The following is a 20,255-nucleotide window of genomic DNA, read 5'->3' on the forward strand; positions in this document are numbered from 1 at the left end:
GCCGGGCAAGGCGGGCATGTCCACTTCGCGCTGGTGTTTGTTGCCGTTGATGAGGTGGATGGGGTTGCCTGCGCCCTGGTTGGTGCTGCTGGAGTTGCCCTGGGTGGCGGGGCCGGCGCCGCCGCAGGGGCTGCCGCCGGGCGTGGGGGTGCAGGTGCCGCCGCCCGAGCCGCCACCGCCGCCGCCGAGGTCGATGCCGCCGCCCGTGCCGGGGGCGCAGCTTTGTACGGTGGGGTCGCATTTGCTGGAGCCGCCGCCCAGGTTGGGGGCGGCAGTCGCCAGGGTGGGCGTGGCCTGGGCCAGCAGTGCGGCGAGGCACAGCAGGGCGCTGTGCAGCAACTGAATGAGGTACGTCCTAGTGAGCATCATGCTTTCCCCTCGCAACTAGGGCATTCAGCCCCTTTGCAGTCCTTGTCGTTTCCATCGCCATCGCCTTCATTGCCTCCATCTCCATCTCCGCCACCGCCACCGTCACCGTCACCGTCTTCTTCACCCTCATCGCCCGGCCCCGGCGGCCCGACCGTGGTGCAGCCCACGGTTTCGCAATCGGGCGGTTCACCGGGTTCCGATGTATCGGGCTGGCCTGGGTCCTGCGGATTGCCCTTGTTGCCTGTGTCGGGGATGGATACCGTGGCATCGCTTTCCATAGCGTCGCTTTGCATGTGCAAGGTGGCCTGCGCGACGATGGGCAGTCGACCGTGCTGGATGAGTTCGGTGTGGAAGGGGTCGCTGCCGTCGTCCAGCCAGCGCAGGTAGTGCTGGTAGATGCCGCGCACCAGCGGGATCTTGAGTTCGTAGCCGTGGGTGACGCGGATCTTGAGCAGGTTGGCGTCCTGAACGCTCTGGGCCGACTTGCTGCCTATGTCTTTTTTGTCCCGGTGCGCCAGGCCGGCGTTTGGAATGGCTCGCACGCCGTATTTCTGCTTCAGGTGGGGAGCGCTCCAGTCGTCGAAGCTCTCGCGCGTGGGGTTGATGAGGTCTATGCGCAGGTGGCCTTCAAGGTCGAGCTTGGCCTTTGTCTTGGCATCCGCCAGTTCGGTGCTGTTGCTGCCACCGCCATACAGCGGAACCATGGCGCGCAGATAGGCGTCACGGATATCGTCCATGCGCGCATGGGCCATGGTGCCCGCGCGGGCGGCCATGAAGCTGGCGTGATTGATCTGGTTCTTGTTGAAGAAAACCAGGCCGTACTGCAGCAGGGCCAGCCCCAGCAGGGAGATGATGGGGCCGACCACGGTGAACTCGACCATGGCGCTGCCGCGCTGGCGCGGCCTGCGGAATGAGGTGCTCTGGCGCATGAGGATGCCTGCAGGTTTGCGGCCGGCGGACGGGCTTGTATCCACCCGCTGGCCATGCTTCAGGGCCTGTTTGGGTGTGGCAGGGGGATGTGGATGGGCACGTCCGGTCCGGCCTTGTCCTTGCGCATCAGCATCAATTGCATGGTGCCCTGGGGGCCGGCGCCGAGGATGTGGATGATCTCGGCCTGCTTGCCGGTGATTTCGCCTTCGAGGCCATCGAGGGTGTAGTCCTGCCGGGTGAGGGGTGTGTCGGGCCGTGGAGCATCTGCGCGGACGTCGCTCGCAGGGCCTTCCAGCACGACGTTGATGCGTTGGCTGCGCGAGTCAGGGATCAACTGCGAGTTCACAAACGTCAGCTCTGGCACTTCCATCACTGTGCGCCTCTGGCTTTTGGGGTCTGTGTAGTCGATCTTTACGCCAGTGAGCTTGCCCGTGGCCGTATTGAATTCCGCCTCGTAGTTGACGCCGGTGTTCAGTATGTCGGTGGTGTACGGGTCCAGCCGTTGTGCCGTGCCGGCCAGCGTGCTGACACTGCCGATATAGGTCACGGTCGGCTCGCTCGGCGCCTGGCTCTGGTCGGTGAGCAGTCTGATGGCGGAAATCCAGTTGGTGTTTTCGCTGCGCATGTTGGGCATGCGGCCGACCATGCTGAGGTTCTGGCCTTCCGAGAAGGTGGTGCCCCAGATGCCTTCCTCGTGCTGGTCCGGTGGTCCTACGAGGAAGATGACGCCTGCATCGCCGCTGATGTTCTTGTAGTGGCTCTGGCCCGCCTCCGGGTAGTGCGTGACTTGCGGGTACTGCCTGCCCTGCACGATGAAGGTGTTGCGCCCTACCTGGAAGTCGCGCCTTGCCATGCCGTAGGAGCTGTAGATGAAACTGCTTTCGATGGCCTGGCCCGGCTGCTGGCTATAGGTGAGTGTGGTGTTGTGGATCACACCCATGCCGCTGAAATCGATCAACGACGTTTGTGCATCGGGATCGGTGATGAGTTTGATCAGGTCAGACTCCTCAATGGCCGATGAGGTGGGTTGCAGACAGTTGCCCGTGCTGCTGAGTTTGGTGCACAGCGGGCCTGAGGGGGCGATGAAGACGCCGGAACTGGCGGTGCCTCCGGGGCCTGGGTCTCCCGCGCCGCCTTCGTTGCCGGAGCCGCCACCGCAGGCGGTCAGGGCCAGGCCAGCGGCGCAGGCCAGTAGCCAGGATGAAGGGTGTGTCAGCCGCATGTGCGTGGCACCGTGGTCTGTGGGAGAGGTGATGGATGGATGGTGCATGTCCGTCGGTTTTTCAATGCGTAGTGGAGGAAGGCCGGCAGGGCCGGCTGGCAATTCACTTTGGTGTGTTCTGGGCAATGCGTTGTGTGGGCACCTCCTCGGCGTTGCATTAGGAGTTGGACCCGTCAGGGGTGAAGGCGCAGACGTTCAGCGCAGCCCCGGCACCTTCGATGGGCCAGGGCTGCAACTGCATGCCCGGCACCAGGCCCTGGCAGGCGATGGCACCTGCACGCATCTCCAGCACATGGGCGCTGCCGCGTCCGCCCCGGCTGAAGCGCCAGGGGTCAACGCCAGGGCGCAGGCCGGTGATGCGGCCCTGCCGGTCGAGGTAGACGATGTCGATGGCCTGCCGCATGAAGCAGGTGTGCACGCTGGTGCAGCGCGCGATGAGCAATGCGCAGCGGGCGGCGGGTTGGGCCTGGCCCATGAGGCCGGCAAGGCGCTGCCAGAAGCCGCAGGCCTGGCGCACCAGGAAGGGGGAGGGCGGCATCTGCATCACAGTCCCGAGTTCAGCAGCTTCATCGCTATGGGGAACAGCAAGACGATGAAGGTGCAGGGAAAGATGAAGGCGATCAGCGGAAAGAGCATCTTCACGGGCGCTTCCATCGCGAGTTTTTCCGCGCGCATGAAGCGTTCGGAGCGGCGCTGATCAGCCTGTGCCCGCAGCACGGGGCCGAGGTTCATGCCCATGCTCTCTGCCTGGATCACGGCGGAGGTGAAGTTGGCGACGCTCGGTTCGTTCAGGCGCTCGGCCATGCCGCGCAGTGCTTCGGCACGCGCCTTGCCGGCGCGTATGTCGCGCAGCACGCGCTGGAATTCGTCGCGCACCAGTCCCTGGGGGCCTTTGGCCACGGCCTGGGTCATGGCGCCCTGCATGTTCAGGCCGGCTTCCACGCACAGCGTGATGATGTCCAGGAAGAAGGGCAGCATGCGCAGCAGTTCGCGCCGGCGCACGGCGATGCGATCCCTGAGCCAGATGGCGGGGTAGGCCCAGCCCAGCAGTGCGCCTGCGGCCATGGCCTGCAGATAGATGGGCAGGGCGATGTGGCGTGCACCGCCATCGGCGCCCCGGGACAGGCCGTCGAAGCTGGAGACCAGCCACCAGGCCGCCAGCGCGGCCACCCCGGCGCCGACGATGCGGCTGGCGATGAACTGCGCAGGACTGAGCGCGTAGTCCAGTCCCGCCTGTCGCAACCGCAGTTGCACGGCTTGCGCGGTTCTGCCCGTTCCGAGCCGGGGCGACAGGTGGTGGCTGATCCACTGGATGGGCCACCAGACCATGCGCAGGGCCAGTGGCGGCGGATCCTTGTAGCTGCGGTCCTCGGCGGGAACGCTGCTCATCGAGTGGCCCAGGAGCCAGGCCACCAGGGCAGCACTGAGTCCGGCTGCCACAGCGATCAGGGCGAGTATCACGGTGTTGGAGTCCATGGCGCGGCCTTCAGACGTCGATGGCGACGATCTTTCGGATGACATAGATGCCCATGGCCTCGAAGCAGGCGATCACGGCCAGCGCCCCCCAGCCCACGCGGGAGTGCCAGAGCATGGACATGGCTTCAGGCTCCATCCGGTCGAGGATGAGCATGAGGACGAGGGGCAGGGCGCCGACGACCCAGGCCTGCAGTTTTCCCTGGGCGGTGAGGGAGCCGATCTTGGCTTCCATTTGCAGCCGGCTGCGCACGGTGGAGGCCGTGCGTTCCATGGTCTCGGCCAGGCCGCCTCCGGTTTCGCTGGCGATGCGCATGGCCGAGGTGATGAGCACGGTGCTTTGGGTGGGCACGCGCAGGCTCAGGTGATTGAGTGCCTGTTCCAGGGATACGCCCAGGCGCTGCTCGCGCAGCATCAGCGAGAACTCCTGGCTCAGCGGCGGGCGGGACTCGGCCACAAGCTGGGCGATGGCGCTGCTCAGGCCAATGCCGGCGCGCAGGCCGCCGCTGAGCATCATCAGCGCATCGGGCAACTGCTCTTCAAACTTGCGCAGCCGGCGCTTGCGCATGTGCCGGTACAGCAGCCGGGGCAGCAGCCCCAGCGCGAAGAAGGCGGGCACAGCCAGCAGATGGCTGCCGCTGACCAGCCACACCAGCACGCCGCCCAGCGACATGACTGCCAGGTTGGCCAGGAAGAGTTTGCGCGGGTCGATGAAGAGGAAGAATTCCGCGGCCTGAAAGCCGGCGCGCTCCGTGAAGCCGGCCCGGTAGCGCCTGAGCGTGGAGCCTCCCAGGTCCAAGGCCAGCCATGTCAGCAGACCGACGCAGAGGGCGACCACGGCCGTGATCAGGGCCAGGACGGTGTCTGGCGAGAGCCCGCTCATGGCCGCTCTCCGGCATGCAGGTCCGCGCTCTCGGAGCCCGGACGGAAGATATCCAGGTCCAGCGCATGGCCGCTGGCGCGCAGTTCGTCGTAGAAGTGGGGAACGACGTCGCAGCCGGTGAACAGGCCCTGCACCTTGGCCAGGCCGTTGGCCTGGGCGGCGTAGCCTTTGTTGGCAAAGCGGAACAGCTCCTGCAGCTGGATCTTTCCGCTTTCCATGCCGCTGACTTCGCAGATGTGGGTGACCAGGCGTGTGCCGCAGGCAAAGCGGGTCTGCTGCACGATGATGTCCACGGCGCTGGCGATCTGCTCGCGTATGGCCGCCAAGGGCAGTTCCATGCCGGCCATCAGCACCATGGTCTCCAGCCGGGCGAGCCCGTCTCGCGGGGTGTTGGCGTGCAGCGTGGTCAGAGATCCCTCATGGCCCGTGTTCATGGCCTGGAGCATGTCCAGCGCCTCGGCGCCGCGGCATTCGCCGACCACGATGCGGTCCGGGCGCATGCGCAGGGTGTTGCGCACCAGTTCTCGGATGGGCACGCCGCCCTTGCCTTCGACATTCGCGGGGCGCGACTCCAGGCTGATCAAATGCTCGTGGGCCAGCTTGAGTTCGGCGGCGTCCTCGACGGTGATCACGCGTTCGCCGGACGGGATGAAGTTGGACAGGATGTTGAGCAGCGTGGTCTTGCCAGACCCCGTGCCGCCCGAGACGATGATGTTCTTGCGGGCCTCCACGCAGATGCGCAGAAAGTCGGCCATGGCCGGGCTGAGCGCGCCGAACTGCACAAGGTCGGCGGCATTGAGCTTGCGCCTGGCGAACTTGCGGATGGTCAGCGTGGAGCCCTTGAGCGCCAGCGGCGCGATGATGGCGTTGACGCGCGAGCCGTCCTTGAGCCGTGCATCGACCATGGGCGAGGATTCGTCGATGCGCCGGCCCAGCGGTGCCACGATGCGCTCGATCACGCCCATGACGGCGCGATCGCTGGTGAAGCTCAGGGCATGCTTTTGCAGGCGCCCCGCGCGCTCGACATAGATTTCGTCGAAGCGGTTGACCATGATTTCGCTGACCGTTTCGTCGGCCAGCAATTCCTCCAGCGGCCCCAGCCCCACGGCCTCGTCCAGAACCTGCCTGCGCAGCGCGTTGCGGTCCAGCTGGGCCGGTATCTCGTCGTCCATGTCCTGCAGCGTTCTGGCGATGAGCCGGTCCGCCTCGGCGCGCAGGTGTTCGTCGGACATGCTGGAGACGTCATGGCGGCGCAGGTCCATGGTGTCGATGAGCTTGGTGTGCAGGCGCTTGCGCCATTCGAATTGCAGCGCCTGAAAGTGGGCTTCCCCGGGCTCGGCTGCCGCAGGCTCGGGCGCGTCGGCAGGCACTGCCAGCGCCGTGTCCTGTGTGCTCTGCATGGGCGCTGTGGCGGCGGCATGCGCTGCGGCCGGTACAGGAAAAGGCGCGGCTTGCGGCTCTTCACCGCTGTTCAGGATGCGCAACTGGAACGGGCCAATGCCGATGAGGTCGCCGTTTTGCAGCGGGCCGTATTGGGCGGTGATGCGCTGACCGTTGACCAGCACGCCGCCGAAGCTGCCTGCGTCGTCGATCAGCACGCCCGAGGGGCTGGTGAAAAGGCGTGCATGCTCCTTGGCAAGGCGCCAGTTGTCCAGGCGGACTTCGCACTGGGAGCCTTTGCCGATGGAGCACATATCGGGCACGCTCAACGGCTGGTGCCGGCCGTCGGGGTGGATGATTTCAAGGTCGATCATGGGGGGCTGCCGGTTGCGGAGGTCAGGGGAGAAAGCCACTGGGTCTCGGCCCAGCCCAGCCGGTCATTGATGCGCACGGCCGAGAACTGGGCCTGCGGGGCCTGGGGCAGCACTTGCACAAGGCTGCCCACGGGCAGGTTCTGGAGGACGGGGGCGTTGATGTCGGGGGACACGCGAAGGGCAAGCCCATCAAGGCCCACGCGGTAGATGCCTGGTGCGGAGTGGCCCGTGGTGGTGCCGGATTCATGGGGCGTGAGAGCCCGGCCTTGCCGCGCCTGGCGCGCATGGGGTCCGTCGGGTGCGGGCTTCATGCCGGGAACGTGCGCGACGGGCTGCAGGCTTTCATCGCGCACCCAGCCCGTCAGGGCTGCGACCGCCACCGCGCGCCAGCCGGAGTGCGGGTTGTGGGCGGCAGATGAACCGGGTGCGGCACGCACGAAACTGCCTTGGCCCAGTTGCAGCAGGGTGTCGCTTTGCGCCCGAGGTTCGGCATGCAAGGCCAGCCCGTCATGCACCACGCGCCAGTGGTTGACCAGCGGCTGGTCCGCTGCTGCCGCGGAGGCCAGCGGGTTGCCGGTGTGCGGCAGGGCGGGCCAGTGTTCGGGCAGGGTCGCGGTGGCCGGTGCGGGCAGGGGCCGCACTGGCGCGGGGAGTTCCTGCACAGGCGCCGCGATGCTGGCGCTTGCGCTGGCCACAGGCAGGGGCGCCAGCCGGGGAGGATGCTCGGGCGCAGGGCCGGGTTCGGTCAGGTAGGGCTGGGGACCGTAGCGCTGGCCCAGGCGCGCACCGGCGTCTTCCACGCGCTGCAGCAGGCCCGGCGAGCGGCTGTTGATCACCGTGGGCGTGACGAACACCACCAATTCGGTCTCTTCGTTCTGGAATCGCTGGGACCGGAACAGGGCACCCAGCACGGGCAGGTCGCCCAGGAAGGGAACCTTGTCGACGTTGTCGCCACCCTTGCGCGACAGCAAGCCGGCCAGCACCATGGTCTCGCCGTCCTGGACGTTGAATTCGGTGAAGGTGCGCCGAGTGCTCAACCCGGGCCCCGAGGGCGTGGAGAACGATGGGTCGATGTTGCTGACCTCGCTGTCGATCTCGGCCCTGATGACGCCGTTGCGGTCCACGCGCGGCGTGATGCGCAGCTTGACGCCGTAGGGCTTGAACATGACCACGGGGCCGTAGATCGTGGCCACGGAGTACGGATATTCGCCACCGGCCAGGAACTCGGCCTTGGAGCCATTGCGCGCCGACAGCTGGGGCTGGGCAAGAATGCTGGCCTTTCCGTCACGGGCCAGCAGGTCCAGCCTGGCTGTCAGGCCCATGTTGACGGCGGTGAGGACGTTCAGGCCTCGGGGCAGCGGGCCTTTGTCACCGCTTTCCGGGGTGATCGGTGGGTTCTGGACGCCGATGACCAGACCGGGCTGATGGCCGCGCCGCGCCGGCGACCAGATGCCTCCCACGCTGGCCCCGCCCTGGGCGGTCCAGCGCAAGCCGAATTCGCGCAGCTCATTGACCGGGAATTCGACCACCTTCACGTCCATGAGCACCATCTGCTCCCAGCCGATCTGGTTGGTGAAGTTGATGATCTGCGGGTAGTGCTTTCTGAGGTCTTCGATCTTCTTGAGATCGACATCGCTGAGATGGTCCCCTTCGACCACCACCTTGTCTCCAATGATGGAGGCCCGCGCGTTGGGGATGGTGCTGAGAAAGGCTGCGATCTCGCGCGCGTGGCGGCTTGTGTCGCCGCGCACCACATGGATCTTGACGCGCTGATATCGGCCGTCGGCGTTCCACACGAACAGCGAGGAGGTGCCGACCTCGTTGGCGAAGATGATGACCTCGCGCTCGTCCAGCGCGGCGGCCGTCAGCACCCGGCCATTGCCCACGGCAATGCGCGCCACGCCGGGGCTGGGGAAGACGCGCGATTCGCCCACGAACATCTCGATTTCCGGCACCTGAGCCTGGTCGTCCGGTTTCTGTATGGGGCGGTACGGCTGGCCCGCCGCAGCCTCGCGGCTGGGCACGCCCTGCAGCGTGGGCGCGAATCCACCCGGCATGCCGAGGGATTGCGCAGAGCCTGTTGCATCCTCTGGTATCTGGGCTGTTGCCGGGCCGGCCAGGCTCCAGCCCAGTGCCAGCACGAAGCCGCAGCGCAAGGCATGCAGAAAGGGCGTTGGACTGGAGCGGGCGGACAGGGATGCAGTGGGGGCTGAACGGATGGACATTGGGATCAGGCGCATGGAGCGAAGAAAAAGGCAGGAGCAGGTGAGGCGCCGTCAGCGAGGCAACGCGCCTGGCTGGATCGGGAAGGACGCGGGAAAAAGGGGAGCCTGGCCTGGTTGCAATGCGGCTTGCGGGGCTGGCTGCACAGGCGTGGGGGCTGCGGCTGCCTCGGGCGGGCCTTCGCCGGCATCGGGGGCCTTGTCCTGGCGCAGCAGCAGGTCTTCGGGCTTGAAGTCCAGGCGGCGCCCGCCATAGAGCACGGGAACGGTTCGGCCCGGCGATTGCGCTGCGCCCGCTGTCTGAATCAGGGACTGCACGTCGCCTGCCAGGCCCAGCAGGGCGGCCATGGCCGCGCTGTCTCCTTCGACAACCTCCGAGTCCTTGGGGTTGCGCAGCAAGGCGGTGATCTTTCCCGCCTCGCGCGCGATGATCACGCTGCGGGCCTGCGCCTGGGTGGTGTCCAGCGTGACGGTGGAATACTGGCGCCGCTCACCGCTTCTGGGGTCATCCACGGACCGCTGGCCGGTGGCCATGACCTGGACGTTCTGCAGCAGTGGAAAGGTGGTCTTGCGGCCTTTCTGATCCAGGGTGAGCATCAGGTCGATGGCATCCCCCGGCTCCAGCAGGCCCGAGATGGAGTTGATCTCGTCCACATGCACGGTGATGGCGCGCCGCCCTACCTCGATGCGGGCCGAGAAGGTCGGCACCTTGTCGCCTTCGAGCAGGTTCCACAGCAGGATGTCGCCGTGCTGCATGCCATGCTCCAGCGCGCGGCCTGCAATGCGGGAAAAATCCTCGGGGCCGATGGCCAGCGAGTGCGCGTAGTCGTGGGGAACGTCGCGCACGGCAATGGTCTCCTTGGATATGGGCTCGCCTTTGCTGAGATTGCGCTTGGCAACGATCAGCGGCCGGGTTTTGCTTTTTCCGCGCGCTTCTATGGCCTCCATCTGGCGATGCAGGTAACTGCGTGCAATGACGGCTGCGCCCAGGCCGATGGCCAGGGCCATGGCAAGAGCGACCCAGGTTTTGTTGGGACGCAGGGCGGTGATTCGGGCGAGTGCGGAGTTCATGGCTGACGGGTCAAATGGGCAGGGAGAGGGCGAAGCTGAACTTCTGGTAGGCAGCCTGCAGGGCGAGCAGCAACTGGTGCAGCACGCTGTTGCTGTCCACCATGCCGACGCCCAGCGCGAAGGCCAGGGCCGCGCAGACCACGGCGTACTCCACCGAGGACTGGCCGCGCAGGCGATGGGCAAGCTTCATGGCGCGGTCCCCACCGCCACGCTGGTGACGAGAACGATGCTGGTGAGGCCCCGCGCATTGCGGGAAATGACGGCCGTCGCCTCTTTGCCCGGGCCGCGCATCAGCACCGTGATGGCGCCGGTCTCAGAGCCGAACGCGTGGGCCTTGGTGTCTGTGGCGGCGTCGAAGCGGCGTTCCAGCGCATAGCCCTGCTCCTGCAGCGCCGCAGTGAGGCGTTGCGCATTGAGCGCCTCGCCGTGCCTGTTCGTGGCAACGAGATGGGTGGACAGCTGGCCACCGGCCTGGGTGTTCAGCAGGCTGGCGATCTCGGTTCCCGCTGGCAGCAGGCGCCGCCATCGGGCTCTTTCCCCCTGGCTGCGGGCCTTGCCGCTCAAGGCTGCGCGCAGGTGGGTGACAGCGACAAGGCCACGCGTGCCGCCGTCGGGGGCGGGTTCCAGTCGGATGGTGAGGTAGTGCTCGCCCTGGGCGCGGCCCAGAATGCGCTGGCCATCGCGCTGGTCGTCCATCAGGGGCTGGCCCAGGGTGCGCACAAACCAGTCGCCGGTCTGCCTGGGTGTGCTGCGGGTGGCGAAGCCGGTCAGCCGCATGGGCAGGCCGTCCAGGTCCATCTGCTGGCCGATGTGGTAGCTCCTGGCATGTTCGGGCAGCGGGATCTCGGGCCAGTTGGCCTGCGCAAAGGCATGGGTGAGCCCTGGCGTCAGCAGGCTCAGGCAGATGGAACGGAGCATGCGGGCCGTTGTCATCATTCGGCCCTGAGCCTGTCTGCCGGAACAATGTCCTGCCACTTGTCCAGGCGTCCGAACTTGGGGGCCGGCACCTCCATCAACTCGAAGACCGGTATGGCCACATCCAGCAGCGTCTCCACCGGGGAGAACAGGCTGTTGAGCGGCGCCAGCCGGCCGAACCGGTCCATGGTCTGCTCCACGGAGCGCGAGGCCCAAGGCTCGATGAGCACGCTGGTGTGGCGTGTGACGCGCAGGTCCAGTTGGTCGAAGGGGGTGTAGCTTTGGATGCCTGCGGGCAGGTTGGCCAGTGGCACGGAGATGTTGGCGCGGTATATGCCCTGGGCGCGCAGGTCAAGCTGTGTGTGGCTGGCCAGGGGGACTATGCGAAATGGCACGCCGTCCCTGCTGGCCTTGAAGGCATTGCTGTGCGCTGTGGACTGGCTTTCGCCAAAGCTGACCGAGATGGTTGAAAAACGCGGGATCAGCGGATTGCCTGCAGGGTCCGTCCACAGCGGATTGCGGTGCGCGTCGAAATCACCTGCCGTGTCGCCCGTCTTGATGGGGGCATCGGGGCGGCTGAAGTAGCGCCTGCGCACTTCGGCTGCCAGTTGGTCAGGCTGCTTGGAGCTGCCTGCCGCGTCGTTGTGCACCGTGGCATCGAAGGCCGCATAGCGGCTGGCCATCTGGGTGGCATGGGCAATGTCCTGGTACTTGCCGATCATGGGCATCAGCAGGAACAGGCCCAGCAGGGGCGCTGCCATGGCCAGGAATTCGACCAGGGCCTGGCCTGCCTGCCGCCTTGGGTAGCGGGCGCGGTTCAGGAGGTTCATGGGATCTGCCCTCCCTGGCGTATCTGCTGGCCAAGTACATCGGTTTGGGAGTGGATAAGGCGTACCTGCCAGTAGGGGTTGAACAGGCTGGGCAGCTCCAGCGGGAGCCCCTGGCTTGCGCCATAGCGGTTATGACGCTGTGCCAAAGGGCGTTCGAAGAACACTTCGGACGTGGCAACGGCCACCATTTCGCCTTGGGCGACCTGGCTCTGATAGGCGTTGATGCGGCTGTCTGAAGTGCTGGTTATCTGGCTGGCGCTATCGGAGGTGCGCAATTGGCTGTGCGCCCGCGACAGGCGCACGCTGAACCGCAGCGTGGGGTCGTTCTTGTCCAGTTGCGGCTGGCTCAGGTCGTAGTAGCTGGGCAGGCCGGTGTATTGGCGCCACTTGTTGGATGAGGCCTGGCTGGACGCCTTTGCGTTGGTGCGCGCACCTCCCAACCAGGCGCCTGAATCATCCTGATCCTCGGGATGGGCCTGCTGTTCGCCCCAGGCAATGGGCTCCTCCCTGAGCCGGCAGCGTGGGATGAGTCCACCCCTTCGCTGGGCGCGCCAGAAGGACTCAGTGTCTTCGGCGATCCACTCGTCGTAGTTGACCAGTTCGGTGCCGCCGCGTCGGCGCACCTCGCTTTTGCGCTCTCTCGCAATGCAGATCTCGTCTGGGCCGGGCACTTCTGCCTCGGCCGTCCAGACGCGTTCCTTGGTGAATCTGTCGCTGTGGGCCGCATACACGGCCAGCTCTGCCATGCGGCCCCGGTCCTTGCCGGTATAGCTTTGGGTAAATCCATCCAGGTCGTCAGTCAGCGCCACGGCGATGCCAGGGCCCAGGGGCAGCACCTTCACGCTGCCGTCGCCCGCGTAGTTGGCCTGGGCCACGTCCTGCATAACGCTGCGGCGAATGCTCTGCAGGTAGGAGCGGGCGTGCAGCAGGTTGTGCGCCTTCTGTATTGCCTGTTTGTTGGCCTCCACGGCTGTGACCGTATCGAATGCCAGCGACGGCACCATCTTGGCCATCTGCTGGATGTACTGGCCCGCGTACTGCACGGTGGCGTAGCACATGATCGCGTACATCTCGTTGTAGTGGAATGCAGCACCGATCAATGCGCCCCAACCGGTGTAGTCAGCACATTCGGGGAACTGCGTGGGCAGGTTCTCCGCGTGGGTCTGTGCGTATTGCGCCCACGAGGACAGGCTCACCATCTGCGCCACCAGCACCTCGTTGGCGATCAGGGCGCGATTGCCGTAGGCCTTGAAATTCATCGCCCGCGCGTGCATCACGCCGGCGCTGTAGGCCACGGCATCGGCCGTGCTGACGAGCTTGGTTTTTTCCTGGGAGAGCTGGCCGGTGTTGAACAGAAAGAACAGCGAGGCCAGTGCACCGATCAGGACAAAGATGCCGTAGATCAGTGCCTGCCCGCGTTGCCCGTCCCGCCTCCGTATCCGACCGCCGCGCAGGGTGGTGATGGTGCACATGGGCAGGCCCGCTTACTTGTTCTCGTAGGCGTCGAGGCCTTTTTCCTTGCGCTCTATATCGGCATTGCCGGCGGCGGCTTTTGCGTCCTTGATGGCCTCCTTGGCGGACTTGCCCGCGACTTCGTTGGCGATGCCCGATGTCTGGGCGCGGATGGTTTGGCCAAAGTATTGGTAGACGGCAATGGCGGCCACACCAATCAGGGCCACGATGATGATGTACTCGGTCATGCCTTGGCCGCGTTGCTTGCGAGATTGCAGTGATGTATTGAAGGTGGTCATGCAAAAGCTCCTGTGCTGGTGGAAGAAATCTGTAGGGACGTGAGCAGGCAGACGCAGGGCCGCAGCCGTGCATCGCAGAAAACGGGAAAAAGGGAAAACGCAATTCATGAATAAGCGGGCACCAGGGCGGTGGCTGGCGGTTCTTCCGAATTGCGCATGTGCAGGGAATCAGCCTTGCCCAGGCACAGGGCCTTGGCGTCAGCGCACTGCGTCAAGGCGCTGAATGAAAGCGATGCATGGATGGTCTCTCCCTCAAGGTTGGCGGTGGACTGCCGCTTTGGCGCTGTGCGCCAGGACAGTTCTGCGTGGGGCATTGGCAGGAAAAAGGCACCTGCCTATGCCTGACTTTCAGGCGGCGATTCATTGCTGCCTGAAGTCATTTCTTGTGCCGCCAAGCCTATGAACTTTTTTCTCGCTTGTCTCTAAGACAACTCCTGACGATGTTTCTGAATGCATCGACGGAGATTTTTGCTGCCATTTCAATAGCAAGCTATTTAATGAATTCCGTGTTTTCGACGATCCATCCGTGGCAGATAAATCGAGGCGAAATAGGCTCAAATTGGGTGATCTGAAAAGTCAATCTGAATCGATGCAGGACGATTCCTGTTTTTCAGAATTCAGGTGCGGGCCGCCGACAGGAGCCTGGGCGCGGGGCTCGATGGGCAGGAGTGCGGGCATGCCGCTGCGGCGTCGGCATGCCGGTGAAAAGCTTGAAATGACGGCCGGCCTGAGGATGGCCGGCCGCGTCCTTTTACTGCCGTGCAGAGCGCACGTTGGCCGGCAGCGCGCCAGGATGGCTGGTGCGGAACGGGTTGATGTCCAGGCCGCCACGGCGCGTGTAGCGTGCGTACACCGAGAGCTTGATGGGGCGGCAGCGGGTCCAGATGTCCATGAAGATGCGTTCCACGCATTGCTCATGGAATTCGTTGTGGTTGCGGAAGCTCACCAGGTATTGCAGCAGGCCTTCCTGGTCGATCTGCGCGCCGCTGTAGCGGATCTGCACGCTGCCCCAGTCGGGCTGGCCTGTGACCAGGCAGTTGCTCTTGAGCAGGTGGCTGACGAGGGTCTCGGTGACGGGCGCTTCCTCGTGGTTGGCGTGCAGCAGCTCTGGGGCGGGCTGGTACTGCGTGCATTCCACGTCCAGGCGGTCCAGCAGCAGGCCGTCCAGTTCCTGCACCATTTCCTGGTCGAAGCGGTCCAGGCCGATGATCTTCACGCCGATGCTGCCCTTTTGCTCGCTGCCTCGCCATAGCGCTTCGGCCAGGTCGGTGCGAAGGCGTGCCTGGACTTCGGCAGCGTCGGACAGGCGGGTGTTGTTGAAGCTGTTGAGGTAGAGCTTGAACGACTTGCTTTCGATGAGATTGGGGGTCTCGCAGGGGATCGTGAAATGCACGAGAGCCACCTGCGGCTTGCCGCGCAGGTTGAGCCAGGACAGTTCGAACGCCGTCCACAGGTCGGCGCCGAAGAAGGGCATCTGGCTTCCCTGAATGCCGATTTCCTCGCGCTTGGGCGCGCGGGGCAGGGGGAACAGCAGCGAGGGGGCGTACTGGTCGATGTAGGCAGAGCTTTTGCCCAGCTGGGATTGTTCGGGAGTGTTCATGGAAAAAGGGCCGGCCGTGCCGGCGCTGGTCAGGCCTGGACGGTCCGCGCGGAGCGCGTGGACCCAGGCTTTGAAGCTAACTGAATTTCCATGCCCGCAGGCATGGGCGGCCATATAAGGTCAATAAGGGTGGGTACGCCCGGGTTCGCTGGCTCTTCAGTGGAATTCGCGCTCGCGCAGCCATTTGGTGGCGATCCATTTTTCGCCGGCCAGCACGGGCGCGCCGCCGTGCAGGGTGCGCGTGGAGGGGTCGGGGCGCTCATAGCTGAAGAAGACGGCGTTGCCCCGGCGCGGAACCACTTGAAGCGGCACTTCGGGGAAGATGGTGGCGCCGCCGCGCTCGGGCTCGTTCAGGTAGATGACCAGCGTGCCCACGCGCTGGCCGCCGCGCTTGAGGATGGTGGGCGTGCCGGGTTCGCCGGGCGCGAAGTAGTCGTGGTGGGGCTTGTACTCGGCGCCCGGGCCGTAGTGCAGCACCTGCAGGCCTTCGCCGTGGTCCAGCGGCCAGCGCAGCAGGCGGGCGATGCGTTCTTCCAACTGGCGGACGATGCCGGTTTCCCCGCGCTGGAAGAACATGCCGTTGCTGGTGCGGTCGTCATTGATCTCTTCACCGCCGCTTTGCGTGGCCACGGTGAGCGAGCGCGCCATGCGCGGACGCGCGGCGGCGATGATGGCGTCGCACTCCTCATGCGAGAGCAGGTTGCCGAAGACCACGATGCGCGGGTTGCGCATGCTGACCAGTACCTGGACCTTGCGGTCGCCGACATCGATGCTGGTGGGGTCCTGGGAGAGGTCCGGCTCCGGCAGCGAGGAGGCCGAGACGACGACGGCCGGTGGCGCCGCTTCGCCTTGGTGGGGCAGGTCCAACGCCCGCCGGGCCAGTTCTTCGCTCCAGCCCACGTCGCGCATGGAGCGCAGCAGGGCCGCAGGCCCTATGCCGGATGCGCGCTGGTCGCGTACCCATTGCATGAGTTCAGGCGTGAGACCCGCCGGCAGGTCCTGCGCGGTGCTCGGGGAATCTGGTGAGGATTTGAGGCTCATGGCGTGCAGTGCGGCCCTTGCCGCAGTGAATGGACTCCAAAGGCATCGAGGCCGGGGCCGGCCGGTGGCCGGCGAGGCTCAGTCAGCGGTCTTGCGGCGGAACACCAGGCGCGCAGGCGTCGAGGAAGCTGGCGCCAGTGCGTAGCCTTCCAGATCGAAGGCTTCGAGTTCAGCCGCGCTGCGAGCGCGTTGCTGTATGGCAAATCGTGCCATCAGCCCGCGCGCGCGTTTGGCATGGAAGCTGATGATCTTGTAGGCGCCGTTCTTGTAATCCTCGAACGCGCATTCCACCACCGGGGGCTTGAGGTGCTTCAAGTCTACCGATTTGAAGTATTCCTGCGAAGCCAGGTTGACGACGACGCGCTCGCCCGCCGGCTGCCGGGCCGCGCGCTGGTTCAGGTACTCGGCAATGCGGCTGCCCCAGAACTGGTAGAGGTTGCTGCCATGCGCGGTCTCCAGCCGGGTGCCCATTTCCAGGCGGTAGGGCTGCATGCGGTCCAGCGGACGCAGCACGCCGTACAGGCCGCTGAGGATGGCGATGTGCTGCTGCGCCCAGTCCAGGTCTTCGGCGTCCAGGCTGCGCGCCTGCAGGCCTTCATAGACATCACCGTTGAAGGCCAGCAGCGCCTGGCGGGCATTGGTGGCCGTGAAGCGAGGGCTGAAGGCCTCGTAGCGCGCCACGTTGAGCGCAGCCAGCTTGTCGCTGATGCCCATGAGTTCCGACAGTTGCTGCGGCGATTGGCGGCGCAGCACTTCGATCAGCTCCAGCGGCTGTTCGGAGAAGACGGGAAGCGTGTGTGGCAGCTTCGGCGGCAGCGGTGTGTCGTAGTCCAGCGATTTGGCGGGGGAGAGCAGCAACAGCATGGCGGGACGCAAGCTCCAGGATAGAGAGGGAGGAAAGACAGATGGACGGTGGTGGCGGCAGAAACAAACAGGGGCCGCGAGGGCCCCTGTGTCGTCACTGTCTGTGGTCAGACATGGGCCACGCCCTGCGGTTGCTACTCGAATGGCAGCTGCAGGTCGCTCAGGTCCTTGCGTGTTTCCACGAGGATCAGAGGACCGTCATCCAGCACGACCATGGGCGGGCGCTCGCGCACGACGCGCTCGGGCTGCGGTTCGGCCGCGATGGCTGCCTGCGCAGCGGCCACCTTGTCGGCATCGGAGCCCACCCATTGCAGGCCCGAGGCGGCGGCCAGCGCCTGCAGCTCGGACACGGGCAACTGGTAGGCCTGGACCTTGGGCAGGCCGCGTTCTGCGGTTGCCTCAGCGGCCTTGGCTGCAGCGGGCTCGGCTGCGGCAGAAGCAGCAGAAGCGGCAGGTGCAGCAGGTGCTGGCACGTCTGCCGTCACGGCAGGGGCCGCCACAGGGGCCGGTGCGACCGGCGCGAAGGCCGCGCTCTGCTGCTCGGGCACCGCGACGGGTTGCTGCACTTCCACAACTGCCGCAGGCTGTGCGGCCACTGGGGCTTCGGCCACGGCTTCGGGGGCCTGGACTTCGGCAGCAGAGTTGGCGGCGTTGAAGTAGCTGCGACGGGCTGGCTGCTGGTCTTGCTCGGGCACGGAGGCCTCGAAGGACTGCACGGCTTCGCCTTCGGCTTCACGCGGCGCGCGCTCTGCACGGTCACCGCGATCGCCACGCTCGCGGCGGTCACGGCCGTAGCGGTCGCGCGAACGACGCTGGCGCGGCTGCTCTTCGCCGGAGGCGGGAGCAGCGTTGTCCAGGGACTGGTCCTGCTGCTGGGCCTGGTTGTCCAGCTTTTCTTCGGACTCGGGCGCGACTTCGAACTGACGGGGCTGGCGCTCGCTGCGTTCACCGCGTTCGGCGCGATCTCCACGCTCGCCTCGTTCACCGCGCTCGCGGCGGCCTTCGCCGCGTTCCTGGCGGTCGCCACGCGGCGCGCGCTCGGGACGCTGCTCGAGGGTGCTGCCATCTGCCGCCAGGGCTGCGGAGGCGTTCACGGCCTCCAGCGGCTGGCGGTTTTCGCCGTCGCGGCTGCGCTCGCCACGGCCGCGGCGTTCGCCGCGGTCGGTGCGTTCACCGCGCTCGCCACGATCCGGGCGCTCACCACGTTCACCGCGTTCCGTGCGCTCGCCACGCTCGGCATTGCGGCGGTTGCGATCGCCACCGCCAGCCTGGCGCTCGGCGTTGGGGGCGCCGGCGCGCTCACCGCTGCGCTCGGTGCGCTCACCACCACGCTCGCCATTGCGTTCGTTGCGGCGGCCACGGCTGTCGTTGCGGCCGTCACGGCGACCTTCGCGTGCGGGGGCTTCGGCAGCCGGCACGGGCGCTGCGACCGGCGCAGGTGCCGCGCCAAAGCCGAACAGGCTCTTGAGCCAGGCAAAGAAGCCTTGTTCGCGGACCACGACGGGGGCGGCGGCCGGTGCGGGCGCTGCCGCCGTGGCTGCAGGCTTGGCGTCGCGCTGCTGGCCGTTGGCCGGGCGGTTGCGGCTGCCTTCGGGACGGGGCTCGGCAATGGGAGCCGGCATGTCCGGCAGCACACCCTTGATCATGGGTGTCTGCTTGTTGGTAGGCTCCTGCGAGCGGCGTGTCACCGTGGTTTCGGTGTCCAGCTCTTCGGCCAGCTTGTAGCTGGCTTCCATGCTTTCCAGGCGCGCATCGTCGTGCTTGAGGCGCTCGAGCTTGTAGTGCGGCGTGTCCATGGACTTGTTGGGGACCATGATCACGTTGACGCGCTGCTTGAGTTCGATCTTGGTGATCTCGCCGCGCTTTTCGTTGAGCAGGAAGCTGGCCACTTCCACGGGCACCTGGCAGTGCACGGCGGCCGTGTTGTCCTTCATGGACTCTTCCTGGATGATGCGCAGGATCTGCAGCGCAGAGCTTTCCGTATCGCGGATATGGCCGGAGCCGCCGCAGCGCGGGCAGTTGATGTGCGCGCCTTCGGACAGGGCGGGCTTGAGGCGCTGGCGGCTCATTTCCATGAGACCGAACTTGCTGATGGTGCCGAACTGCACGCGCGCACGGTCCTGGCGCAGCGCGTCGCGCAGGCGATTCTCGACTTCGCGGCGGTTCTTGCTCTCCTCCATGTCGATGAAGTCGATGACGATCAGGCCTCCCAGGTCGCGCAGGCGCATCTGGCGCGCGACTTCGTCGGCGGCTTCCAGATTGGTGCGGGTGGCGGTTTCCTCGATGTCGCCGCCCTTGATGGCGCGGGCCGAGTTCACGTCGATGGAGACCAGGGCCTCGGTGTGATCGATGACGATGGCGCCGCCCGAGGGCAGGGTCACGGTGCGAGCGTAGGCCGATTCGATCTGGTGCTCGATCTGGAAACGGCTGAACAGGGGGGCATCGTCACGGTAGCGTTTGACGCGGGCGGCATGCTCGGGCATGACGTGCTGCATGAACTGCTGCGCCTGCTCGTAGATGTCGTCGGTGTCGATGAGGATGTCGCCGATGTCGCCGTTGAAGTAGTCGCGGATGGCGCGGATCACCAGGCTCGATTCCTGGTAGATCAGGAAGGCGCCCTTGGCCGACTTGGCTGCGCCGTCGATGGCGTTCCACAGCTTGAGCAGGTAGTTCAGGTCCCACTGCAGCTCGGGCGCGGTGCGGCCGATGCCGGCGGTGCGCGCAATGATGGACATGCCCTTGGGGTACTCGAGCTGGTCCATCGCCTCCTTGAGTTCGGCGCGGTCCTCGCCCTCGATGCGGCGCGAGACGCCACCGCCGCGCGGGTTGTTGGGCATCAGCACCACATAGCGGCCGGCCAGCGAGATGAAGGTGGTCAGGGCCGCGCCCTTGTTGCCGCGCTCTTCCTTCTCGACCTGGACGATCAGTTCCTGGCCTTCACGGATGACTTCGTTGATGCGGGCCTGGCTGGGCGAGACGCCTTCGGCGAAATACTGCTTGGAGATTTCCTTGAAGGGCAGGAAGCCGTGGCGGTCCTCGCCGTAGTCGACGAAGCAGGCCTCAAGGCTGGGCTCCACGCGCGTGACCACGGCCTTGTAGATGTTGCCCTTGCGCTGCTCGCGTCCTTCGATCTCGATCTCGTAGTCGAGGAGCTTTTGTCCATCGACGATGGCAAGGCGCCGCTCTTCCGACTGCGTGGCGTTGATGAGCATCCGTTTCATGATGCGTTTCCTTTATTCGTTTTCTCTGGGGCGCGCCGGGGTGCAGCCTCTGCTGCCAGACCGTCACGCCTTTGACTTGTAATCAAAGACAGGCTCGCGAGGGAGCCGA

17 protein-coding genes and 1 pseudogene are annotated in these 20,255 nt (G+C 65.9%); all 18 read right to left on the reverse strand.

From position 1 onward, the window contains the following. Positions 1-366 (reverse strand): annotated as a pseudogene (locus tag ACF8ME_RS19755) (hypothetical protein); the annotation flags it as partial. Further along, a complete protein-coding gene (locus ACF8ME_RS19760) occupies positions 366-1,298 on the reverse strand; it encodes a TadE/TadG family type IV pilus assembly protein (RefSeq protein ID WP_392417936.1) in 933 nt (310 codons plus the stop codon). The pseudogene ACF8ME_RS19755 and the gene ACF8ME_RS19760, both read right to left, overlap by 1 nt. A 59-nt stretch (positions 1,299-1,357) precedes the next feature. Next, positions 1,358-2,521: a hypothetical protein gene (locus ACF8ME_RS19765; protein ID WP_392417938.1), complete on the reverse strand. Its 1,164-nt coding sequence runs from the start codon at positions 2,519-2,521 to the stop codon at positions 1,358-1,360. A 157-nt stretch (positions 2,522-2,678) separates the two neighbouring features. Continuing rightward, positions 2,679-3,059, reverse strand: a complete 381-nt coding sequence (locus tag ACF8ME_RS19770; RefSeq protein WP_227469496.1) for a DUF192 domain-containing protein — start codon at positions 3,057-3,059, stop codon at positions 2,679-2,681. A gap of 5 nt (positions 3,060-3,064) precedes the next feature. Further along, positions 3,065-3,997 carry a type II secretion system F family protein gene (locus tag ACF8ME_RS19775; protein ID WP_061287407.1) on the reverse strand — a complete coding sequence of 311 codons (933 nt, stop codon included), beginning with the start codon at positions 3,995-3,997 and terminating at the stop codon, positions 3,065-3,067. A gap of 10 nt (positions 3,998-4,007) precedes the next feature. Beyond that, entirely contained in the window at positions 4,008-4,877 is an 870-nt protein-coding gene (locus tag ACF8ME_RS19780; protein ID WP_016451158.1) for a type II secretion system F family protein, read from the reverse strand. After that, positions 4,874-6,631 carry an ATPase, T2SS/T4P/T4SS family gene (locus tag ACF8ME_RS19785; RefSeq protein WP_392417940.1) on the reverse strand — a complete coding sequence of 586 codons (1,758 nt, stop codon included), beginning with the start codon at positions 6,629-6,631 and terminating at the stop codon, positions 4,874-4,876. The genes ACF8ME_RS19780 and ACF8ME_RS19785 overlap by 4 nt, the downstream gene beginning before the upstream one ends. After that, the gene (locus ACF8ME_RS19790) at positions 6,628-8,856 is read right to left on the reverse strand and encodes a pilus assembly protein N-terminal domain-containing protein (RefSeq protein ID WP_392417942.1); all 2,229 of its coding nucleotides are present in this window, start codon (positions 8,854-8,856) and stop codon (positions 6,628-6,630) included. Before ACF8ME_RS19790 ends, ACF8ME_RS19785 begins: the two co-directional genes overlap by 4 nt. 51 nt (positions 8,857-8,907) lie before the next feature. Beyond that, on the reverse strand, positions 8,908-9,924 hold the full coding sequence (cpaB, locus tag ACF8ME_RS19795; RefSeq protein ID WP_017406515.1) for a Flp pilus assembly protein CpaB: 1,017 nt from the start codon (positions 9,922-9,924) through the stop codon (positions 8,908-8,910). A gap of 10 nt (positions 9,925-9,934) precedes the next feature. Beyond that, positions 9,935-10,114, reverse strand: coding sequence for a hypothetical protein (locus tag ACF8ME_RS19800; RefSeq protein WP_016447814.1), 180 nt, complete (start codon positions 10,112-10,114; stop codon positions 9,935-9,937). Further along, positions 10,111-10,842: a hypothetical protein gene (locus ACF8ME_RS19805; RefSeq protein ID WP_017406514.1), complete on the reverse strand. Its 732-nt coding sequence runs from the start codon at positions 10,840-10,842 to the stop codon at positions 10,111-10,113. Before ACF8ME_RS19805 ends, ACF8ME_RS19800 begins: the two co-directional genes overlap by 4 nt. Before the next feature lie 14 nt (positions 10,843-10,856). Next, entirely contained in the window at positions 10,857-11,669 is an 813-nt protein-coding gene (locus ACF8ME_RS19810) for a hypothetical protein (protein ID WP_392417944.1), read from the reverse strand. After that, positions 11,666-13,141, reverse strand: a complete 1,476-nt coding sequence (locus tag ACF8ME_RS19815; protein ID WP_244387892.1) for a pilus assembly protein TadG-related protein — start codon at positions 13,139-13,141, stop codon at positions 11,666-11,668. Before ACF8ME_RS19815 ends, ACF8ME_RS19810 begins: the two co-directional genes overlap by 4 nt. Positions 13,142-13,153: 12 nt before the next feature. Then, the gene (locus ACF8ME_RS19820) at positions 13,154-13,420 is read right to left on the reverse strand and encodes a Flp family type IVb pilin (RefSeq protein ID WP_034363829.1); all 267 of its coding nucleotides are present in this window, start codon (positions 13,418-13,420) and stop codon (positions 13,154-13,156) included. A 751-nt stretch (positions 13,421-14,171) separates the two neighbouring features. Beyond that, positions 14,172-15,020 (reverse strand): NADPH-dependent 7-cyano-7-deazaguanine reductase QueF, encoded by an 849-nt coding sequence (gene queF / locus ACF8ME_RS19825; RefSeq protein WP_043791423.1) that lies wholly within the window; start codon positions 15,018-15,020, stop codon positions 14,172-14,174. Positions 15,021-15,176: 156 nt separating this feature from the next. Further along, positions 15,177-16,061: a 2OG-Fe(II) oxygenase gene (locus ACF8ME_RS19830; protein WP_016447807.1), complete on the reverse strand. Its 885-nt coding sequence runs from the start codon at positions 16,059-16,061 to the stop codon at positions 15,177-15,179. A gap of 78 nt (positions 16,062-16,139) precedes the next feature. Beyond that, entirely contained in the window at positions 16,140-16,925 is a 786-nt protein-coding gene (gene yaaA / locus ACF8ME_RS19835) for a peroxide stress protein YaaA (protein ID WP_016447806.1), read from the reverse strand. 134 nt (positions 16,926-17,059) lie between these two features. Continuing rightward, positions 17,060-20,146, reverse strand: coding sequence for an Rne/Rng family ribonuclease (locus ACF8ME_RS19840; RefSeq protein ID WP_392417946.1), 3,087 nt, complete (start codon positions 20,144-20,146; stop codon positions 17,060-17,062). Positions 20,147-20,255 lie beyond the last annotated feature (109 nt).

It is taken from the genome of Delftia sp. WSY_7, assembly GCF_043104845.1.
In the GTDB taxonomy this organism is placed as follows: Bacteria; Pseudomonadota; Gammaproteobacteria; order Burkholderiales; family Burkholderiaceae_C; genus Comamonas; species Comamonas tsuruhatensis.